Genomic DNA, 19843 nt, shown 5'->3' with positions numbered 1-19843 from the left:
TTATATGGACTTGTCTTCCTCATAGAGGTGACAAGCTACATAATGATTTTCTTCAACCTCTTGGAACGTTGGAACAACCTTTTTGCATACATCCATCACTTTAGGACATCTTGTGTGGAACGGACACCCGGATGGCGGGTTGGATGGACTAGGCACATCTCCCTGCAGCATGACCTGATCTTTTTCATGATCGACATCCGGTATTGGAACCGCTGACAATAATGCCTGCGTATAAGGATGCAATGGTTTTTCATACAATTTCTCACTATCTGCCAGTTCAGCGATTTTACCTAAGTACATCACTCCCACTCGGTCACTGATGTGACGTACGACCCCTAGGTCATGGGCAATGAAAACATAGGTCAGGTCAAATTCTTTCTGTAAATCTTGAAGCAGATTGAGTACTTGGGCTTGGACAGATACATCCAGCGCTGATACAGGCTCGTCTGCAATGATCAATTTCGGTTTTACGGCAAGTGCTCGAGCAATTCCGATCCGTTGACGCTGACCTCCACTGAATTGGTGAGGGTATCGTTTTGCGTGGTAACCGCTCAATCCAACCGTTTCCAGTAATTCGACAACTCGCTTTTTCCGTTTTTTGCTGTCCTTTTCAATACCATGGACAATCATAGGTTCTTCGATGATTTTTTCGACTGTATGCCTTGGGTTGAGTGATGCATATGGATCCTGGAAGACCATTTGCATATCTCTGCGGATCTTACGCATTTCTCCATTCGAAAGTTTCGTCAGTTCTTTTCCATTGAAACGAACTTCACCTTCTGTCGGTTCTAAAAGCTTCAAAAGCATTCTTCCGGTTGTGGATTTACCACATCCGCTTTCACCTACTAGTCCAAGCGTTTCTCCTTCATTGACTGAGAAAGAGACTCCGTCGACTGCTTTAACTGATCCGATTTGTTTCCCGAACACACCACCGGTGATCGGAAAATGCTTTTTCAAGTTATTTACTTCTAATAATGGCTGTGACATTTTTCGACCCCTTCCTAGCTGTCATGGAGCCAGCAGCGAACCCGGCTTCCATCCTCTTGTTCTTCTAATTGTGGTGTTTCGGCAAAACAGCGGTCGAAAGCGTGTTCACAACGTGGCGCGAAACTGCAGCCTTTTTTAATCGATCCAGGTTTCGGTACCGTCCCTGGAATCGAATATAAACGATCCTTCTTCTGGCGCATATCTGGAACAGATTGAATCAATCCAACTGTATATGGATGCTTCGGCTTCTTAAAGATCGTTTCTACATTCGCTTCTTCAATGACTTTACCGGCATACATGACGACGATTCGCTGACACATTTCAGCTACGACTCCAAGATCATGTGTGATCATGATGATAGATGTATCCGTTTCATCATTCAGACGTTTCATCAAATCTAGGATCTGTGCTTGGATCGTCACATCCAGTGCAGTGGTAGGCTCGTCCGCTATAAGTACCTCCGGATTACAAACCATGGCCATTGCGATCATGACCCTCTGTCTCATACCCCCGGAAAGTTGATGTGGATAGCTGTCCATCAATTCTTCAGCTCGTGGAAGCCCTACCAATTTCATGATCTCGACCGCACGGTTCCAGGCTTTCTTCTTATCCCAATTGTTGTGCAGCCGGATGGCTTCGATGAGCTGGTTCCCTATTTTATATACTGGATTCAATGATGTCATCGGTTCTTGGAAGATCATCGCGATATCGTTCCCGCGAATTTGTCTCATCCGTTTATCCGTTGCTTTTGTTAAATCTTCACCTTTGTAAAGGATCTCCCCACCTACTACTTTTCCTGGAGGAGAAGGAACAAGCCCCATAACCGAGAGTGATGTTACGCTTTTTCCGCAACCTGACTCTCCGACAATCCCAAGGACCTCGCCTCGCTTGACATGAAAGTCGACATTATCGACAGCGGGCACTTCACCATCATCAGTGAAAAAATAGGTCTTTAAACCCTTAACGTCCAGTACTGGAGTATCCATCCGCCCCACCTCTCTTTCTGTCTCGATTCTTGATGTTTAAAAGTTTACAAAACTGTTACGTTTCTGAACGTCTGTTCATAATTATGACATCACTACACTTGTTTGACAACACGAAAAATTTAGAAAAATTAAAATATACGTCTTATGCACTATTAGTCACAAACCCGAAAAATCCTCCTTTTTTACCCTTTTTTCTCTTATATCGGTGTTTAAATACCTATTTACTCGCCTGTTTTATCCTTTATTTACCTACAAAAAATGAGGTTGATATATAGATACCAACCTCAAAAATATTACAAACTATTTTTCGTCTAACGCTTGTACAGTAAACAAATTGTAATAACTACTTTTATTGGCCATTAATTTTTCATGCGAACCGATTTCAGAAATCTCACCATCTCCAATCACAACAATCCGGTCTGCATGCGTGATCGTAGCCAATCTGTGCGCTACGATGAAAGTAGTCCTGTCAGCAGCCAGGGTTTGCAGGGACTCTTGGATTAGCTGCTCACTTTCCAAGTCTAACGCAGAAGTTGCTTCATCCAAGACGAGTAATGGTGGATTCTTCAAAAATACTCTTGCAATCGCAAGTCGTTGTTTTTGACCACCTGAGAGTTTGACCCCTCGTTCACCGATTTTCGTGTCATACCCTTGTGGGAGCTTCATGATGAAGTCATGGGCATTCGTAGCTTTAGCGGCACTAATCATTTCTTCATCTGAAGCATGAGGATTACCCATTTTGATATTCATCCGGACGGATTCACTGAACAAGATATTATCCTGAAGCACCATGCCGATCTGGTTTCTCAGCGTACGGACTTGATAGTTACGGATGTCTTCCCCATCCAGCAGAATTCTTCCACTTGTCACATCATAAAATCTCGGTATCAAACTGACTAAAGATGATTTACCACCGCCGCTCATTCCAACAAGAGCGATCGTTTCGCCTGCTTTCACATCAAGTCGGATATCCCTTAAAACCGGCTCCTCTTCTTCGTTGTATTGGAAGGTAACTCGGTCGAAGGAAACATTCCCGTCGACATGCTTCAATTTTTTTGCACCTGGTTTGTCTTCGATATCATACGTTTCATCCATGAAATCAAAAACTCGATCCATAGAGGCGATTGCTTGAGTTAGTGTAGTCGATGAGTTCACCAGACGGCGTAATGGATTGTATAGACGATCCATGTAGGCAACAAACGCAACCATCGAACCTACAGTAATTTTTTCTGTAATCGCAAAATAACCAGCAACCCCGATAACAAGCATTGGTGCGATATCGGTAATTGTATTGACAACAGCAAATGTCCGTGCATTCCAAGATGTATGATCAAGTGCTCGGTTCAAAAAGTTCGAGTTACGGACATCGAACTGCTCATGCTCATAGTCCTCAATAGCAAAACTTCTGATCACTGTTATCCCCTGGACACGTTCGTGCAAGTGTCCCTGAACCTCTGCCAGCGCCTGAGAACGATCTTTTGTGAGTCTCCTCAACCGACTGTAGAAATATTTGACGGATAAACCGTAAAGTGGCAGCAAAGAGATTGCAACGAGTGTCAGCCAGACATCCATTGTACTCATTATTGCAATGGCAATGACGATCGTGAACATGTCAAGCCAAACATTCATCAGCCCCGTAATGACGAAGGCTTTCGTCTGCTCGACATCATGGATAACCCGCGAAATGATCTCGCCAACTTTCGTATTGGAATAGAACTTGAGGCTAAGGCGCTGGATGTGGCTGAACAAGCTATCCCGGATGTCGTAAAGGATTTTGCTCGCTGTCCACTGCGCATAGTATTGACGGTAATACTCAATCGGCGGGCGTAATACGATAAAAACAAAAAAAGCGCCGCCCAACACCCAGGACAAGCGGGATAACTTCTCTTCAACACTTATATCTGCATTGATCACGTCATCGACGACGTATTTTAAAATCAACGGAATCAATAACGGGATTCCGAACTTGAATATCCCGATGATCACGGTCACAATGATCTGTTTCGTGTAGGGTCGTACAAACTTCATATATCGCTTTGTACTACTCGTGGTAATCACCTCCAGTTGTCTTCTTCAGCAGTACTAGCTTCGTCCATAAAAAGTGAAGAAAGGAGCTGACCTGAATGGATGCGTCAGCCCCCTTCCTTTAACGGTATTCTAAGAATCGTTCATACCAACTTTCAACAAAGTCAGGCTCAAAAGGACCTTTACGTTGATTGATCATTGAACATAATTCATCCATGTTCCGTTTTAAAATGTCATTGATTTCTTTTGGATAATCCATTTCCTTACGATGAAGAGCAAACTCATCCTCATCAAGTATTGTATATGTCATATCTGGAAATACTTTTACATCCAAATCATAATCAATATACTTCAAGGCTTCTTCATCATACGTAAAAGGAGTTCCCAAATTACAGTAGTAATGGATTCCGTGCTCACGCAGCATCCCGATGACATTGAACCATTGGTCTGCGTTGAAATAACAAATCGCTGGCTCTCTCGTCCGCCATTGTCTTCCGTCAGACTCAGTGACTATGATACGGTCATTTCCGCCGATTACTACTGAGGAAGTTCCTTTTAGTACAATCGTTTCTTCCCATACACGGTGCAGCTGCCCATTATGTTTGTAACTTTGAATTTGAATCGAACTTCCAGTGGTCGGAAAAGACATACGAAACTCCTTCCTTGCATTTTGTAACTCTTTTTTTATAAGGCTTTTTAAAATAACAATGTTGATTTTTTGATGAGTTAGATTGAAGCGAAATTCGCGACACTCCTGCCGGAAAAGCGACCCAACCGATAGCCCACAGTGATTATGGATTTCTTCGACTATAATAAGGACCTTCGATTAAATCCACCGCGTCCTGTGGTGAAACTCGAAGTCAGTACATCCTGTACATGGACGTCCTGCGCCTGCGGTTAATCGGCGTAAAACTACAAAGAATGAAAATAAGGCTGTGGTCTTGTGGTGAACGTCGAAGCCAGCACAAGCAAAGCTTCTAAGAATTCTCATCGCAGACAAAAAAATGATTTCATTTTTGCGTTGAGATTCTGTGCAAGTTAATGAGGAGGCTTGCGGAAGTGTGTAAATACAAGGAAGTGATGTCTAGCTTAGCGACCAGTCACTTGGATCCCTTCAAACTTCCTGCAGCGGCGACAGCCTCCTCGTCCGTTTTCCAGTGACCTACGTGACTAATCGGGTCGCTACCGCTTTTCGTTCGCCCGCGGAAAGGGAGTTAACTTCGCAAAAAGTATAACAAAGTATTTTAATAAGGAACGTTAAATTTTTCTCTTCCTATTATATCCTTTAATCACACAAATGAAAATGAATGTGCTTTCTTAAGGTGATACCTTCTCAATACAATCAGGGACGTCGTTACGCGGTGAATTCACAATCGTCGGTACATCATAAGCCATCATTTTTGTAGCATCGAACGGTTTCATCATATCAACCAACGCATCAGTCTCTCCGTCCCATTGGAGCCATCTCGAATAGTCCTCTTCCGGTAAGATGACAGGCATCCGATTATGAATATCCGCCATCAGTTCATTGGGCTCTGTCGTCAGGATCGTACACGTATGAACAGGTGTCCCCTTATCATCCTTCCACTTTTCCCATAATCCTGCAAAGGCGAAAGGAGTTTCATTCTTCAATTTTATGTATTTCGGTTGTTTTTGTTTTCCTTCTTTTTTCCATTCGAAAAATCCATCCGCCGGAATCAGGCATCTCCTTTTTTTGAAGGCATGCTTGAAACTTGGTTTTTCTGGTACTGTCTCAGCTCTAGCATTGATCAATTTGTGCCCGATTGAGGGGTCTTTCGCCCAGAAAGGAACCAATCCCCATTTTAAAAACCCCGCCCTCCGCTTATCACCATTTGAAACAATGGCCAGGATCTCTTGCGATGGTGCGATATTATATCGTGCAGGCAAATCCAGCTCTGAGGCGATTTCGTCAATTTCAAACCAATCCATCAGAAGATCAATTTCAGCTGTCAACGTAAAGCGTCCACACATTTATAGTTCCACCTTTCCACATTAACAGTTTAGCCTGACTTGGTCGTTATTTAACCATGTTATAGAAATATCAGGTTTTGACAAGTCTTTTGCTTTGTGAAATTAATGTTTTTTTTCAATACTTGAAGTAAATAAAGGACATCTAGCTCATGTTGAAGATTTGCCAGGAAAGGAGGGAATTCGCGGAAAAACGAAAAGCACCCCCGGCTATTGCCGAGGATGCCTTTGTGGAAGGTAACTATTTGTTACGCTGTTGTTGCTGCTGTTGAGCTTTTTGTTGAGCTTGCTGGTTTTGACGACGCACTTCTTGAGCGTTAGTCATTTCACTACCGAATTCAGCAGAGTATTGACCAGCTTGTTGTTGACCAGCTTGTTGTTGCCCAGCTTGTTGTTGAGCTTTTTGTTGAGCTTGCTGGTTTTGACGACGTACTTCTTGAGCGTTAGTCATTTCACTGCCGAATTCAGCAGAGTATTGACCAGCTTGTTGTTGACCAGCTTGCTGTTGAGCGTTTTGTTGTTTCACATGCTGAATGTTTGTTCCAGCTTGTGTTTGTTGTCCTGGCTTTTGTTGTTTTGCCATGAGTCTCACCTCCACATGAGTTAATTTAACCATCAGGAAGGTGTGTTATCCGACAAATCGAGATGTACCATTTACCATACATATTCTCTAATTTGAAGGATAGATTAAATTCAATATGTACAGGGTAAAAGTAAACTAAAGCCACGAACAAGGAGGTAACACCATGTATGTAGGAAGAGACATGACGGAATTATCAACGCTCCCGACGGAAGATTGGACTGACAAAGAATTGGCTTTCTTCCATCATTCATTACAGCAAATGACTCCTTATTTGAATAGTGAAGGAACAGCTATTCATCAGGATATCATTGAAGAAATCGAAAAACGGGGCGGCTTGCACCGGGATGAAGCGGATTGGAGTCACGGAACACGTCCGAATTATGAATAAACGATTGGTAAAAACAGCTGGAACCGGCTTTAGGCTCCAGCTGTTTGCTTGCATACGGCCGAAATCGGGCAAGAAGGTACGGCCAAAAACACCGTTTATACGGCAAAAAATGGGTGTTTATCCAAACGATCGCATTTGATAAAATTCGAGCACGACGCGATCAGCGTCCCCTCAGCTGTTCGAGTAGGATTGGCCGCCATCGACGTTCAGAGTCGCTCCTACGACCCAGCTTGCGCGATCTGATGCTAAAAATGTAACGACATCTGCGATTTCCTCTGCCTTCCCAAAGCGACCGCCAGGAATTTCATCTTTTACAAATTGCATGATCTTCTCAGGATTCTCATCCAGTCTTTTTTGCCAATTGCCAGTCGGATGCAGAATTGCTCCAGGTGCAACGCCATTGACCCTGATTCCATGGCTGATCGCTTCATCAGCCAATGCTTTGGTGAAACTGATCATTGCCGCTTTCGAACTGTTATAGGTCGGTTTTCCGCCGGATTCACGCCCATAAATGCTTGAAATATTAATGATCGAACCTTGCTTCTGTTCCTTCATCTTCTGCACCGCAAGTTTGCTGAAATGGACTGCTGAATGGAAGTTCAACTCCATCGCCTCTCGAAACTGTTCCACGCTTGTTTCTTCAATGGTGCCGCCGTTACTGCCGCCTGCATTATTCACTATAATATCGATGCTGCCATGCTCATCAATGAATTGATCGAAGATTTTTTCACGGACCTTTTCATCGGTTAGGTCTCCCTGGTAAATCGAATTCCCATCGTGTTTCTGCTTCATTTTTTCAAGTTCTTCTTCACCTCTTGCACAAATTCCAACATGTACGCCTTCTGCTAGTAAGCCTTCAGCAATCGCTTTTCCAATGCCTTTCGAGCCTCCTGTAACGAGCGCTGTTTTGTTTATAAGGTGCATGTCCAAACTTCATTCTCCTTTCCATAATGCTGCAATTTTTTGATGTGGGACAGGTAAAGGATACGACTCCAGTTGTTTTTTTGATACGAGCTTAGTTTCTTCTATAGGTTCGTTTGCCGTAAACGTTCCAGAATAAACCGTGATATTCCACGTCAGATGGGAAAAGATATGCCGGAAGCTGAGCAATTTGTCGTTTAAATTGGCTTGAATAGGGTATTTTTCTTCTAAGTGGACTTTGAGCTGATCTTTTTGTGGAAGTTCATTTCCGCTTACTGTTTCATGATTAGGAAACTGCCAAAAATTCGCAAGCAAACCGGTAGCGGATCTTTTTTCAATGATCGTTTCACCTTGCGCATTTTCAAGCAGTGCGACAGCGATCGGTAAGGTTTTGTTTTTGAGTTTTTTCTTTTTGACAGGCAGTTCGTCCTGCAATCCTTCATCAAACGCTTTACAATGCGATTGGACAGGACATAACAGGCATGTTGGATTTTTAGGGGTACAGATGGTTGCACCTAATTCCATCAGACCTTGATTGAAATGGGATGGATTTTCTTCAGAAATGAGGACCCGTACAGCTTCTTCAAAGATTTTCCGAGTCTGAGGCTTTGCAATGTCCTCATCGATCAATAAAATTCTTGAAAGGACCCGCATGACATTGCCGTCGACAGCAGGTTCAGGTTGACCAAATGCAATGCTTGCGATCGCTCCTGCTGTATAAGGGCCAACACCTTTTAATGACTGGATGTCTTTCGGGCGATCTGGCACAATGCCCTGATACTTTTCTTCGACTTCACGGACGGCAGCTTGAAGATTTCTGGCTCGGGAATAGTACCCTAGACCTTCCCAAGCCTTCAGCACTTTTTCTTCATCTGCATTCGCAAGTGCTGTGACAGTTGGAAACAATTCCATGAAACGTTCAAAATAAGGGATCACCGTATCGACTCGGGTTTGCTGAAGCATGATTTCAGAAACCCAGATTTTATAAGGATCCCGTTCTCTTCTCCATGGTAAGTCTCTGCATTCAGTTTCATACCAGGAGAGCAAATTGGATTGAAAAGCTTCTACATCTATTGTCAAATCAAGTTCGTCTTTCAAAATTATAGGCAACTTTAATCCTCCATCGCGATAGTATATTGAGAATATGAGGCAATAACGCTGTCTCGTCCTAAACTATACTATAAAATACTGGGAATGATAAAATGATTAACAAACCCTGAACCAATCGAACTTGAATTTTTGGATACACTAAGAATAAAACCGAATAGGAATGTGAAATCGTTTTTCCTGAGGAGGCTTCATCAATAGAATGGATACAGGTACACATATCGTAATGGGTATCGGAATAGGTGGACTCGCCACCCTGGATCCGGTCATCGCACAGGATCCTCTAACAATTCAGGCCGTTTTAATCGGGACAATCATTGGCTCCAATGCTCCCGATTTTGATACCGTATTAAAACTGAAAAATAATGCGATCTATTTGAGGAACCACCGTGGTATTACGCACTCGGTCCCGGCGGTAGTGCTCTGGCCGCTCTTGATTGTAGGATGTCTGGAATTGTTTTTCCCAGGAGCGAACATGCTGCACGTCTGGTTATGGACGTTCTTATCCGTATTCCTGCACGTGTTCGTCGACATTTTTAATGCATACGGCACTCAGGCACTTCATCCCTTCTCAAAAAAGTGGATTGCTCATGGGATGATCAATATATTTGACCCGTTCATATTTGCTTCGCATATTCTTGGTTTTATCCTTTGGTACCAGGGATTCCACCCAGGCTACACATTTTTGACGATTTATATCGTTCTGGTCGGATATTATATTTGGCGGTACCTGGCAAAAAGACAGACGATAAAGATGGTCAAAGAAGAAGTGCCGGATGCAACGAAAGTGATCGTGTGCCCGACTATGCGATGGGGACAAAAGCATGTGGCTGTTATGAGCCCTGGTCAATTCCATGTCATTGAAGTGAAAAATGACCAGCTGACAATCCACGATGTATATGACCGAAAGCCAGTTCCGAAAAATCCGATCTTAGACGAAGCCGTCAAAGACTCGAACCTTGCTGCCTTCTTGTCCTTCTCTCCTGTTTATCGTTGGGAAGTTGAAGAAGAGGAGGCTGGATATGAAGTGCGGTTCATCGATTTAAGATATCGTTCCAAAGGGCACTATCCGTTCGTCGCTGTCGTGAAATTGGATGAAGAACTTAACATCTCCAGTTCTTTTACAGGCTGGGTTTACAGTGAAAAAACTTTACGGCGCAAATTGGATGTCGCCACGACGAATTAAGGATGATGAAAAGGCTGGTCCGGACGTTTCTCTCGTCTGGATCAGCCTTTCGTGTTCTCTGTCCTTTTTCTTGAAATCCGATAATTCTCATACTTGCACCGAAATCTCCCTGCATCAAACCTTGCTCATTGCTTCGGTCCTTTTTTCAATAGGTGCTGGAATTTTGGATTCGCGCTGAAATACTCGTGGAGTTTTTCACCGAAACGCATGATCCACTCTCGAACGATCCGTTCAGTCACTTCTTGACCTTTGTAGCTGCGCCCCGCACGTGCACGTGTCGCTTCGAAATCTTCCCATAACGCTTCCACCCAGCTTCGCGCTTCTTCATACGTCAAATGTGGATTCTTTCTCCTTAATTCTTCAGCTAGATCATGAAAGGTTTCTTCCATGTCATCACCTCGTTTCCCATGTAAATAATTCCCCGACATATTGGCAGACCGTTCATCCAATACTAAAAATATCGTTTAGAAAGGAGTGTTACCGATGCGCAATAAAGCAAAAAACTTTCCTCATACCATGTCTCCTGACGGCGAAGCCCGCGCTAAAGGAGAATATGCATCTAAACGAACTGACGGTAAGACCCAGACTCAACCGCAAGAACGGATGAGCCGATCCAACCGTTCCTAAAGCTAGAGCTACCATGTGAGGAGGTGTCAACTCATGGCAAAAGACAACCGCGACAGGCTGCACCCTGCCTATGAAGATCCTTTTCAATCACCTCGAGCTAACCCTAAGCATTCGTTTCATCAAGTTAACGGTGAAACTGAACGAAGCTTGCATAACCATGTATTGAAAGTTGAAACACGTAAGCGTTCCTAGATAAGTGCTTATTTTAAGGCTCTGACTCATCGTGAACAGAAGGTTGCCTGAACAACAGGAAACCATCACCCATGAGTCATCCTTATTTATTTTTTAGCTCTGGTTTCTAATGAATGTTTAAACGAATTTCATGAGACTCCTGCGGGAAAGCGCACCAAGCGAGACCCCGCCACGAATTAAGGATCTTCGACTAAGAACCACCACGTCCTGTTATTTACGTCGAAGCCACCACATCCTGTGGAAGTGAGGAGGCTTTCGGATCGCCCGAGGAAAGCGAGTGAAATTTATTTCTATTTTCTTCGGAGCATGGAGATTGGAAATGCTTCGAGATCCTTATTATCATTACGGTATCCCCAGGCAAAAACACCATTCATATAGGAAATTTCAAATGTACTGCCAGGATCATTTCCAAGCTCGTACACCTCACCTTTTTTATAATCAGATGGGTCAAGCAGGTAACTCTTCGCCATCGCGATCTTCCGTTCATACACTGCGACCTCATTCACAATGCCGTGCTGTTCCGCTTTCCGTGCTTTCTCCGTCAAGCCTCTGATTTCTTCATGTATTTCAAACTCACTCATATCACTGTATAATCTACTCATTCAACTTCCCTCCTGAATTCATCCTAAAGTAATTTTGCCATAAAGAAAAGTTATGCTAGCATAATGGAGAATCCGATTTCAAGGAGTGTTCCATCATGAAAAACAACATATTGATTACCGGAGCCGGAACAGGACTTGGCGAAAGCCTTGCCCTTCAATATAGTGCTGAAGGCAATCATGTCTATTTAGTCGGCCGCCGATTAGAGACACTTGAACAGGTTGAAAAACAGATAAAAAATGCTGGCGGAAATGCAACGAGCATTGTCTGTGACATCACCGATCACCGGGAAGTCCAGAGCACCATCCAGTCACTTTTAAAATCAACGGCAATCGATATCCTCATCAACAACGCCGGGACAGGCTGCTTCGGTCCTCTCAATTCATACACGAATGAAGAGATCGATCAAGTGCTGGCAACGAACGTCAAAGGTACGATCAACTTGACGAGATCCGTAATGCCCAGATTCATCGAACAAGGCGAAGGACAAATCATGAATATCATTTCGACAGCTGGATTACGCGGTAAGAAAAATGAATCCGTTTATGTGGCAAGTAAATTCGCTGTCAGAGGTTTTACCGAAAGTCTGATCAAAGAGCTTGAAGGGACGAACATCAAGGCGACCGCAGTCTATATGGGCGGGATGGACACGCCATTTTGGGATGAAACCGACCATATCACGGACCGATCCCGGCTTAAAAGCCCGGATGAAGTCGCAAAGCTTATCATCGACCAGAACACTGGACAGGCAGAGATTTTCATTGATCGTTAAGGTCCTGGTTTTCGCTTAGCCATTCCTCAATCAACTCGATCGGGAAACCTTTTCTGTAAAGGAATTGTTTCATTTTTTGCTTGTATTCCCAGCCAGTGAATTTTGCATATTTCCGGTGGGCCTTTTGTGCCTGTAGGTCCAATGTCTCCCTTTCCTCATCTTCATCTTTTTCAAGAGAGGCTTTTTCTATCGCTTGCTCAGTCACACTCCACGGATAACCCTTCTGCTGTAAAATTTGAGTAAGCTTCTGTTTAAGCGCATTTTCACTCAGCTTTTTGTATTGCTTCGCTTTTTTCTGTACTAAGTTCGTTGCTTCCTCTATCTGCTCCTCCTGTGGGAAAACCGTCAATGCTTCCTCGATGATTTTTTCCGACACACCCTTTTGCTGAAGCTCCTGTTTCAGTGCTTTTGGACCTTTTTTCGTGGTCGTTATTTTACTGCGGATAAACATCTTCGCAAAATCCCGGTCATTCAGATACCCCATCTCTTGCAATCTCTGGATGACGGCCTTTCTAGTGGAGGGTTCGAACTCTTTTTTCAATAAAAATTGATCAACTTCCTGAATCGATCGCATTCGAAAGGAGAGGAAATGCATCGCACTGTTCAAGCCTTTGCTGAATTGATCCTGTACGAGTAGCTCTTCAGCTTGTTCGTCAGTCAGTTCCATTCCTTTTCTGATTCCTGACTTTATGTACACTTCCTCATCAATCCCGAAACCGAATTCTTCCCCGTTTCCACGATCTATATATACATTGAATCGACTTTTGTTTTTCTTCTGGACTGTGATCTTCGCTATTTTCATATGGATCACCTCATTCACATTTTAGCATATCCGTTGATTATCTCACCTCAAAAAGGGAAAACACAAAATATAGAGAATAGATAAGTATTCAGGTTGAGGAGGAATAGAGATGAAAATCGCCATCTCAGGTGGTTCTGGCTTTGTTGGCCAAGCTTTGACCGATCACTTTACGGAAAAAGGAAAAGACGTCTATATCTTGACGAGGGATCCTGACGGAAAACCGGAAAAAGAAAGAGTAACCTATATAAAATGGCTGAATGATGATCATCAACTGGATGAACTTCCTGAACTAGATGCCATCGTAAATCTTGCTGGTGAATCGATCAACGGGAGATGGACCGAGGAAAAGAAGGAAAAGATCCTGTCGAGCCGTATTGATTCCACCCGTGCAATAATGGACCTGATCGAACGGCAAGGAACGAAACCTGAAGTACTGATCAACGCCTCTGCAGTCGGGTATTACGGAACCTCCCAAACGGAAAAATTCGATGAGTGGAAAGAAGAAGCTGGAGACGACTTCCTTGCTGAAGTGACGAATCAATGGGAAAACGAAGCTTTGAAAGCCAAAGATTATGGTGTACGTGTCGTTTATACTCGGTTCGGTCTCATTCTCGATAGAGCCGAAGGTGCATTGCCACGAATGGCTCTTCCCTATAAGTTATATGGCGGAGGTCCAATCGGTTCCGGCGACCAATGGTATTCATGGATTCATATTCGTGATGTGGCAGGCCTGATTGATTTTGCCATCCAAAACCGTTCAATTGATGGCCCATTGAATGCAACATCTCCCCACCCAGTCCAGATGAATGACTTCGGCAGACTTCTAGGACGTAGTTTGAACCGGCCACATTGGCTTCCGTTGCCTGGTTTTGTATTAAGAACCGCATTAGGAGAGATGAGTACCCTGATCCTTGATGGACAAAAGGTTTATCCACAGAAAGCTCTCGATCATAACTTTAGATTCACTTACCCTACCCTTTCATCTGCTTTGACCGCAATTTATGAACGATAACATCTTCCTTTTAATATATGTCAACGCTATATTTGATTTTTAAGGCTGTTTTCTGTTGCTATTTAAAAATTTATGGGACCGGTAAGTGGGTGAAATATACGAGACTCCAGCGTGAATAGACGAGTCAAGCATGACCCCAAACTTTTTAAAAAGGATCTTCGACTATAATAATGATCTTTGACTAAATACCACCACGTCCTGTGGTGAACGTCGAAGTCAGCATAAGGAAAGCTTCTAAGAATTCTTATCGCAGACACGATTTCATTTTTGTGTTGAGATCCTGTGCAAGTGAGGAGGGTTGCGGAAGTAGGTAAATGCAATGAAGTGATGTCTAGCTCTGCGACCAGTCACTTGGATCACTTCAAACTTCCTGCGGCGGCATCAGCCTCCTCTTCAGTTCTCCAGTGACCTACGTAACTAATCGGGTCGCTTCCGCTTTTCGTTTGCCCACGGAAAGAGCCATTTTAAAGGATGGTGAAACCTGGGCCTTGCTATGGCGCGGGTTAAGCCTTATGTGAATATACTGCATTAACAGTCTATTTTCCGGTATCAGTGAACGCCTAGCAGCCACATGTTTACGGATAGGAAGAGGTATAATATGAAAACGTTATTCAAGCATGCAATCTTATATCCTGTCACATCAGCCCCGTTTCAGGGTGATCTTTTGATTGAAGGCGGGAAAATCAAAAATATAGCAGCAAATATCAACAGCGATCGTCACACGAAAGTGATTGATGCTTCTGGGATGCATTTGCTGCCTGGTTTCATTGATGTACATACCCATTTGGGTCTTTATGATGAAGGCACAGGTTGGGCCGGAAACGACGCGAATGAAACACACGAACCCTTGACACCTCATATCAGGGCGATCGATGGCGTACATCCGCTGGACATCGCCTTTAACGATGCCATCAAATTCGGGATCACTACGGCCCATGTGATGCCCGGAAGCCAGAACATCATTGGCGGTCAAACTGCTGTCATCAAAACGTACGGCCAAAACATCCAGAAGATGATCGTCAAAGAAAAAGCCGGTCTAAAAATCGCACTCGGAGAAAACCCGAAACGGATCCACAGCGGTCGGCACAATGATTCCATCACGCGTATGGGGATTATGGGCATGCTGCGGGAGGAATTTTATAAAGCGCTCAATACGGATAATCCTGAATGCCTTAGGACAGCTCCGATCATTTCTGTTTTGAATCGAGAAATGCCGGTCCGGATCCACGCTCACCGTGCAGACGACATCTTGTCAGCAATTCGATTTGCAGAGGAATTCAATCTGGATCTGCGTATTGAACATTGTACAGAAGGCCACCTCATCGCCTCAGAACTAGCCGGCTGTGATTTGCAGGTATGTGTAGGGCCGACGTTGACGAGGAAATCGAAAATCGAGTTAAAAAACAAGACATGGCAGACATATCGAATTTTGAACGATCACGGTGTGTCTGTTTCGATTACGACAGATCACCCGTATACTCCGATCCAATATTTGAATGTCTGTGCCGCGATCGCGGTCCGTGAAGGACTTACTGTGGAAAATGCCCTTGCGGGGATCACGATCAATCCAGCAAAAAATCTCGGAATCGATGATAAAGTCGGAAGTTTGGAAATCGGAAAAGACGCTGACATCACTTTATGGAACGACCACCCTTTCCACTTTTCCGCCTTACCGAATCTTACAATGATTTCAGGCGAAATTGTCTATAAGAAATTCAATTGAAGAATTGAAGGCTAAAACCCTTTTGTATCAGGTCCTGAGCATCTGTCCAAAATTGGTTTTTCAGCGAACTTTTTTCTGCTTGAAGGCATAAAATGAAAGGACAAGTACCCTCGAAAAAAAGACTAATTTTAACTAAAAATTTTGGTTCCATTTTTGAGATAAATCGATTATGATATGTTTATAAAGAGGTGGTGAAGCCATGACGCGCGTGGGCTGAGCCGTACTCGCATTTATAAAATTTTGGAACCAAAAAACAAAATAGTCAAAGGTAAGGGAAGGCAATTGGTGCGCCACCAGTACATCTGGTCTTAGTGGGTTCGATTCCCACCCCGAATTAGAAATTTTAATTCGAGGGTAGCAATCGACTGCCCTCTTTGGGAGGATGTATAAAATGTTAAAGAAACGTGATCTAAATGAATGTCATGTTCTTTATGAGTTGATGGCAGACCCCGCTGTCTTCCCTTTTGTGCGCCACAAAGCTGGTTCTGTCGAAGAGTTCATCTTTTTGACAAAACAGACCTTGGAAGCAGAAGAGAATGGGGAACTGATCTCGAGAACGATATTAGATGAATGGGGCAACCCGATCGGTACGATCAATCTATTCGACATTCAAGAAAACTGTGGGTTTTTAGGAACGTGGATCGGCAAACCATACCACGGAAAAGGCTATAATCAACTGGCGAAAGAATTGTTTTTCACCGAGCTATTCTTTGAAAAAGATATCCAAACAATCTTCATGCGGATCCGGAAAACGAATCCTCGATCAGAACGCGCTGCATTGAAAATTCCGTATGTATCGCTTGCAAACGAGACCCGTCCAGATATTTATCAACAACTGAATGCTGTAGAAGATGTGTATAACCTTTTTCAAATTGAACGTGATACTTACTATATGTATACAGCACGCCATTCTTCTCTTGTCGAAGAAGCGATGGAGGCATAGGAAACGATACTGGGGCTGACTCATTTGATGAGTTCAGCCTTTTTATGTGGAGAAATGAACTTGAGGGTGATGGGTGAGTAAGTTTATACACATGTGGATGGCTGCAATTTTTCACACCTTTACCCTATCTTTCCTCTTATAGTTCAAGAACGATTGCACATCATAATTAACGAGAGGTCATCCTCTCACCATTTGTCTAAGGAGGGTTCACTCATGGGAAAAGATAAACGTTCTCGCCAAAAAGCACAGAACAAACAAAACATCGCACCAGACGGTCGTGATGTTGAGTTTTCCCAAGAACTTGCCGACTCTGAGGATCTGCAAGCGCAGGAAAGAGCAAGAGCGGCTGATCGTCGCGCAAGACGTAAATAACCTCTGCAAGACTGAACAGGAGACTTGTCCCTTCCCCGGCAAGTCTCCTTTGTTTTGTCTTTTTAGTTGTGGATAACTGTGGATATGTGTACAAGTTGAATATCAATATGTGGATAATGTGCATAAGTCGGTGAATAACTTAGAAACCCACAACTTCAGTTATCCCATACGTGTGGATAAACTGTTAGCAAGGCAGAGAGAAATACATATGGTGCCAGGCACCGATTCAGAAGCCTTATGTATCAAGGGTTCCCGATCGGTGCCTGGCACCATCTCAAAACCGTTGGGGCACAAGGGTGAAATTGTCGTGCCTGGTACGCATGTTACTTTTTTACTAGCGTCGCGACGACTTCGACATGGGATGTGTGCGGGAACATATCCACAGGTTGGAGCCGTTCGATTTTGAATCCTCGCTTTAATAAATAATCCACATCTTTGGCTAATGTGGATGGATTACAGGATACATATACCATCCGTTTGGGTTGGATTTTTGCTACAGTTTTCAGGAATGTCATGTCGCATCCGGTTCTTGGTGGATCGACGACGATGACATCTGGTTTCCACCCTTCTTTGAGCCATTTCGGCAGCAGGTCTTCTGCTTTTCCTGTCACATAGTGCGCATTATTAATTCCGTGACGGGCAGCATTTTCGTTCGCATCTTCAATCGATTCTTCAATGACATCCATACCACGGACTTCTCCTGCTCGTTCAGCGAGCCATAAACCGATTGTTCCTACGCCGCAGTATGCATCGACGACTTTATCTTCCCCTGTCAGCTTGGCCGCTCTACGTGCTTCATTATACAATTTCACAGTCTGTACAGGATTCAGCTGGAAAAAGGCTCTTGCAGATAATTCAAAAGAAAGATCTCCTAACGTTTCCTGAATCGTATGGTCTCCCTCTAAATGGATCGTTTCATCGCCGAAAATCACTGAGGTTTTCTGGCCGTTGATGTTTTGTAAAATTGATGTGACTTCAGGAAGCCGCTTCTTCATTTCTTTAATCAGCAAATCCTTTTTCGGGATGTCACGCTGAGTCGTGATCAAAACGACTTGAACTTTTTCCGTTTCAAAGCTTACACGCGTTACAACCGTGCGTACAATCCCGGACCGTTTCCGCTCATTGTAGATTGAAATGTTCAAGTCCTCCAAGATCTTTTTCACTGTATTCGTAACATTTGTCGTTTGTGGATGCTGAACCATGCAGTTCGTAAGATCGATCAGCTTATGCGACCCAAGACCATATAATCCGGCTAGCACGCTAGCACCCTTTTTAGCCACTTGAAATTGGCTCTTATTCCGGTAGTACCACGGATCCTCCATGCCGATCGTATCTTTCAAAGGCAAGTGATAGGCGTCCAACTTTGTATAACGATCGAAAGCCTGCCGTACAATATCTTTCTTTTCTTGCAACTGTGCTTCATAGCTTAAATGCTGGAGCTGGCATCCTCCGCATTGCTCATAGATTGGACAAGGCGGCTTCACTCGGTCCTTCGATTTCTTTTTTATCGTGACCATTTCTGCTTCGATCCTGTTCGGTAGAGGCTTTGTCACTTTTGCGATCACTTCTTCACCTGGCAATGCCCCAGGTACGAAGGTGACTTTTTTATTATAAAAACCGATGCCTTCCCCATTGATCCCAAGACGCTTGATAGGCAAATGGATCGTGTCTCCGGCCTTCAGGTTCGTTTCATTTGCTTTCATACTTACACTCCGTCCTTTTTTAATCGGACTTATTATATCACGTGTACAACATAAAAAGACAACCTCTGCTTAAACTTTAGAGGCTGCCTTCGATGTTCAGTCAGAAATCGGATTTGGAATGCGATCGTCCGCGACAAGATGGTCTAAACTTTTAAAAGTATAACCCTGTTTCCTCAAATCATCGATGACTCGTCCAAGCGCTTCTGCATTGTCCTTTGATACAGAATGAAGCAACAAAATAGAGCCTGGATGTACTTGTTTCATGATGCTCCTGTATGCATGATCGGCACCCTTCTGCTGGTTCGTGACCCAGTCCATATAAGCAAGGGACCAGAAGACGTTTGTATAGCCTTCTTTTTCAGAAAGTGCCAGGGTTCGTTCGCTGAAAACACCCCGCGGTGGCCGTAGGTACATCATATCTTTCCGTCCGGTGAGTCCTTCATATTCTTCTTTCACCTTTTGTAGCTCTTTTTTCAGACGTTCATCACTTACAGTCGTTAGATCGGGATGATGCCAGGAATGGTTCCCGACGATATGCCCTTCATTCACCATCCGTTTTACAAGATCCGACTGGTCTTTTAAATAATGGCCAGTTACGAAAAATGCGGCAGGAACCTTTTTTGCTTTTAAAACATCCAACACTTTTTCCGTGTATCCATTCTCATAGCCATTATCAAAAGTGAGATAAAGGTTCTTCTTACTTGTATCGCCGATATAATAACCCTTGTACTTATCAAGTAGATCAATGAATTTCTGGTCCGTTGTAGCTGGCTGCTGATCCTTACTCCGCTTGAAAAACCAATCATGTTTCTGGTTCGAATAAGCGTAAGCATTCAGCGGAACAGCTAAAACAAAGCTAAATATCAACATATAAACTGCGAATTTCTTGAACACAGCAATCGACTCCTTTACACAACCTTAGTAT

At 43.6% G+C, this 19843-nt stretch carries 22 protein-coding genes; 9 read left to right on the top strand and 13 right to left on the bottom strand.

From position 1 onward, the window contains the following. The 6 genes from KOL94_RS20765 to KOL94_RS20740 all read right to left on the bottom strand — a co-directional run bounded on the left by KOL94_RS20765 (window position 1) and on the right by KOL94_RS20740 (window position 6570). The gene (locus KOL94_RS20765) at window positions 1-987 is read right to left on the bottom strand and encodes an ABC transporter ATP-binding protein (protein ID WP_221568568.1); all 987 of its coding nucleotides are present in this window, start codon (window positions 985-987) and stop codon (window positions 1-3) included. A 14-nt stretch (window positions 988-1001) separates the two neighbouring features. Further along, window positions 1002-1973 carry an ABC transporter ATP-binding protein gene (locus KOL94_RS20760; RefSeq protein WP_221568567.1) on the bottom strand — a complete coding sequence of 324 codons (972 nt, stop codon included), beginning with the start codon at window positions 1971-1973 and terminating at the stop codon, window positions 1002-1004. A 300-nt stretch (window positions 1974-2273) separates the two neighbouring features. Continuing rightward, a complete protein-coding gene (locus KOL94_RS20755) occupies window positions 2274-4001 on the bottom strand; it encodes an ABC transporter ATP-binding protein (RefSeq protein ID WP_221568566.1) in 1728 nt (575 codons plus the stop codon). Between the two features lie 118 nt (window positions 4002-4119). Beyond that, window positions 4120-4647 (bottom strand): nucleoside tri-diphosphate phosphatase, encoded by a 528-nt coding sequence (ntdP, locus tag KOL94_RS20750; RefSeq protein WP_221568565.1) that lies wholly within the window; start codon window positions 4645-4647, stop codon window positions 4120-4122. Between the two features lie 668 nt (window positions 4648-5315). Beyond that, on the bottom strand, window positions 5316-5990 hold the full coding sequence (locus KOL94_RS20745; protein WP_221568564.1) for an SOS response-associated peptidase: 675 nt from the start codon (window positions 5988-5990) through the stop codon (window positions 5316-5318). A gap of 238 nt (window positions 5991-6228) precedes the next feature. Then, on the bottom strand, window positions 6229-6570 hold the full coding sequence (locus KOL94_RS20740; RefSeq protein ID WP_221568563.1) for a gamma-type small acid-soluble spore protein: 342 nt from the start codon (window positions 6568-6570) through the stop codon (window positions 6229-6231). A 163-nt stretch (window positions 6571-6733) separates the two neighbouring features. Here KOL94_RS20740 and KOL94_RS20735 point away from each other — a divergent pair, with 163 nt between their 5' ends. Continuing rightward, entirely contained in the window at window positions 6734-6958 is a 225-nt protein-coding gene (locus KOL94_RS20735; RefSeq protein WP_221568562.1) for a hypothetical protein, read from the top strand. Window positions 6959-7129: 171 nt separating this feature from the next. Here KOL94_RS20735 and KOL94_RS20730 read toward each other — a convergent pair whose 3' ends face one another. After that, window positions 7130-7888 (bottom strand): SDR family NAD(P)-dependent oxidoreductase, encoded by a 759-nt coding sequence (locus KOL94_RS20730; RefSeq protein ID WP_221568561.1) that lies wholly within the window; start codon window positions 7886-7888, stop codon window positions 7130-7132. 3 nt (window positions 7889-7891) lie between these two features. Then, entirely contained in the window at window positions 7892-8989 is a 1098-nt protein-coding gene (mutY, locus tag KOL94_RS20725; RefSeq protein ID WP_260412568.1) for an A/G-specific adenine glycosylase, read from the bottom strand. Between the two features lie 199 nt (window positions 8990-9188). On the opposite strand from mutY, the gene KOL94_RS20720 reads away from it, so the two are divergent. Then, a complete protein-coding gene (locus KOL94_RS20720) occupies window positions 9189-10172 on the top strand; it encodes a metal-dependent hydrolase (RefSeq protein WP_221568560.1) in 984 nt (327 codons plus the stop codon). Window positions 10173-10297: 125 nt separating this feature from the next. Here the strand turns inward: KOL94_RS20720 and KOL94_RS20715 are convergent, their stop codons facing one another. Continuing rightward, window positions 10298-10600, bottom strand: coding sequence for a YfhJ family protein (locus tag KOL94_RS20715; protein ID WP_483298094.1), 303 nt, complete (start codon window positions 10598-10600; stop codon window positions 10298-10300). Window positions 10601-10655: 55 nt separating this feature from the next. On the opposite strand from KOL94_RS20715, the gene sspK reads away from it, so the two are divergent. Continuing rightward, window positions 10656-10799 (top strand): small, acid-soluble spore protein K, encoded by a 144-nt coding sequence (sspK, locus tag KOL94_RS20710; protein WP_221568559.1) that lies wholly within the window; start codon window positions 10656-10658, stop codon window positions 10797-10799. A 33-nt stretch (window positions 10800-10832) separates the two neighbouring features. Continuing rightward, complete coding sequence (locus tag KOL94_RS20705) at window positions 10833-10991, top strand: YpzG family protein (protein ID WP_221568558.1); 159 nt, start codon at window positions 10833-10835, stop codon at window positions 10989-10991. Between the two features lie 290 nt (window positions 10992-11281). Here the strand turns inward: KOL94_RS20705 and KOL94_RS20700 are convergent, their stop codons facing one another. Further along, a complete protein-coding gene (locus KOL94_RS20700) occupies window positions 11282-11593 on the bottom strand; it encodes a YfhH family protein (RefSeq protein WP_221568557.1) in 312 nt (103 codons plus the stop codon). 95 nt (window positions 11594-11688) lie between these two features. Here KOL94_RS20700 and KOL94_RS20695 point away from each other — a divergent pair, with 95 nt between their 5' ends. Then, a complete protein-coding gene (locus tag KOL94_RS20695; protein ID WP_221568556.1) occupies window positions 11689-12363 on the top strand; it encodes an SDR family NAD(P)-dependent oxidoreductase in 675 nt (224 codons plus the stop codon). On the opposite strand, the gene recX is transcribed toward KOL94_RS20695, so the two are convergent. Beyond that, complete coding sequence (recX, locus tag KOL94_RS20690; RefSeq protein WP_221568555.1) at window positions 12350-13165, bottom strand: recombination regulator RecX; 816 nt, start codon at window positions 13163-13165, stop codon at window positions 12350-12352. The two genes, KOL94_RS20695 and recX, sit on opposite strands and share 14 nt — an antisense overlap. A gap of 109 nt (window positions 13166-13274) precedes the next feature. Between recX and KOL94_RS20685 the strand changes: the two genes are divergently transcribed. From KOL94_RS20685 to KOL94_RS20670, 4 genes are all read left to right on the top strand, one after another. Continuing rightward, entirely contained in the window at window positions 13275-14177 is a 903-nt protein-coding gene (locus tag KOL94_RS20685; RefSeq protein ID WP_221568554.1) for a TIGR01777 family oxidoreductase, read from the top strand. 598 nt (window positions 14178-14775) lie between these two features. Continuing rightward, window positions 14776-15900 carry an amidohydrolase gene (locus KOL94_RS20680; protein ID WP_221568553.1) on the top strand — a complete coding sequence of 375 codons (1125 nt, stop codon included), beginning with the start codon at window positions 14776-14778 and terminating at the stop codon, window positions 15898-15900. Window positions 15901-16291: 391 nt separating this feature from the next. Continuing rightward, a complete protein-coding gene (locus KOL94_RS20675) occupies window positions 16292-16843 on the top strand; it encodes a GNAT family N-acetyltransferase (protein ID WP_221568552.1) in 552 nt (183 codons plus the stop codon). Window positions 16844-17056: 213 nt separating this feature from the next. Next, window positions 17057-17215 carry a YfhD family protein gene (locus KOL94_RS20670; protein ID WP_221568551.1) on the top strand — a complete coding sequence of 53 codons (159 nt, stop codon included), beginning with the start codon at window positions 17057-17059 and terminating at the stop codon, window positions 17213-17215. A gap of 323 nt (window positions 17216-17538) precedes the next feature. Here KOL94_RS20670 and rlmD read toward each other — a convergent pair whose 3' ends face one another. Then, complete coding sequence (gene rlmD, locus KOL94_RS20665) at window positions 17539-18918, bottom strand: 23S rRNA (uracil(1939)-C(5))-methyltransferase RlmD (RefSeq protein WP_221568550.1); 1380 nt, start codon at window positions 18916-18918, stop codon at window positions 17539-17541. Window positions 18919-19014: 96 nt separating this feature from the next. After that, window positions 19015-19788: a delta-lactam-biosynthetic de-N-acetylase gene (gene pdaA, locus KOL94_RS20660; protein WP_221568619.1), complete on the bottom strand. Its 774-nt coding sequence runs from the start codon at window positions 19786-19788 to the stop codon at window positions 19015-19017. Between the last annotated feature and the right edge of the window lie 55 nt (window positions 19789-19843).

It is taken from the genome of Alkalihalobacillus sp. TS-13 (assembly GCF_019720915.1).
Lineage (GTDB): Bacteria > Bacillota > Bacilli > Bacillales > Fictibacillaceae > Pseudalkalibacillus.
Note: the sequence above shows the minus strand (reverse complement) of the source record. Positions and strands in the feature narration are given on the sequence as shown.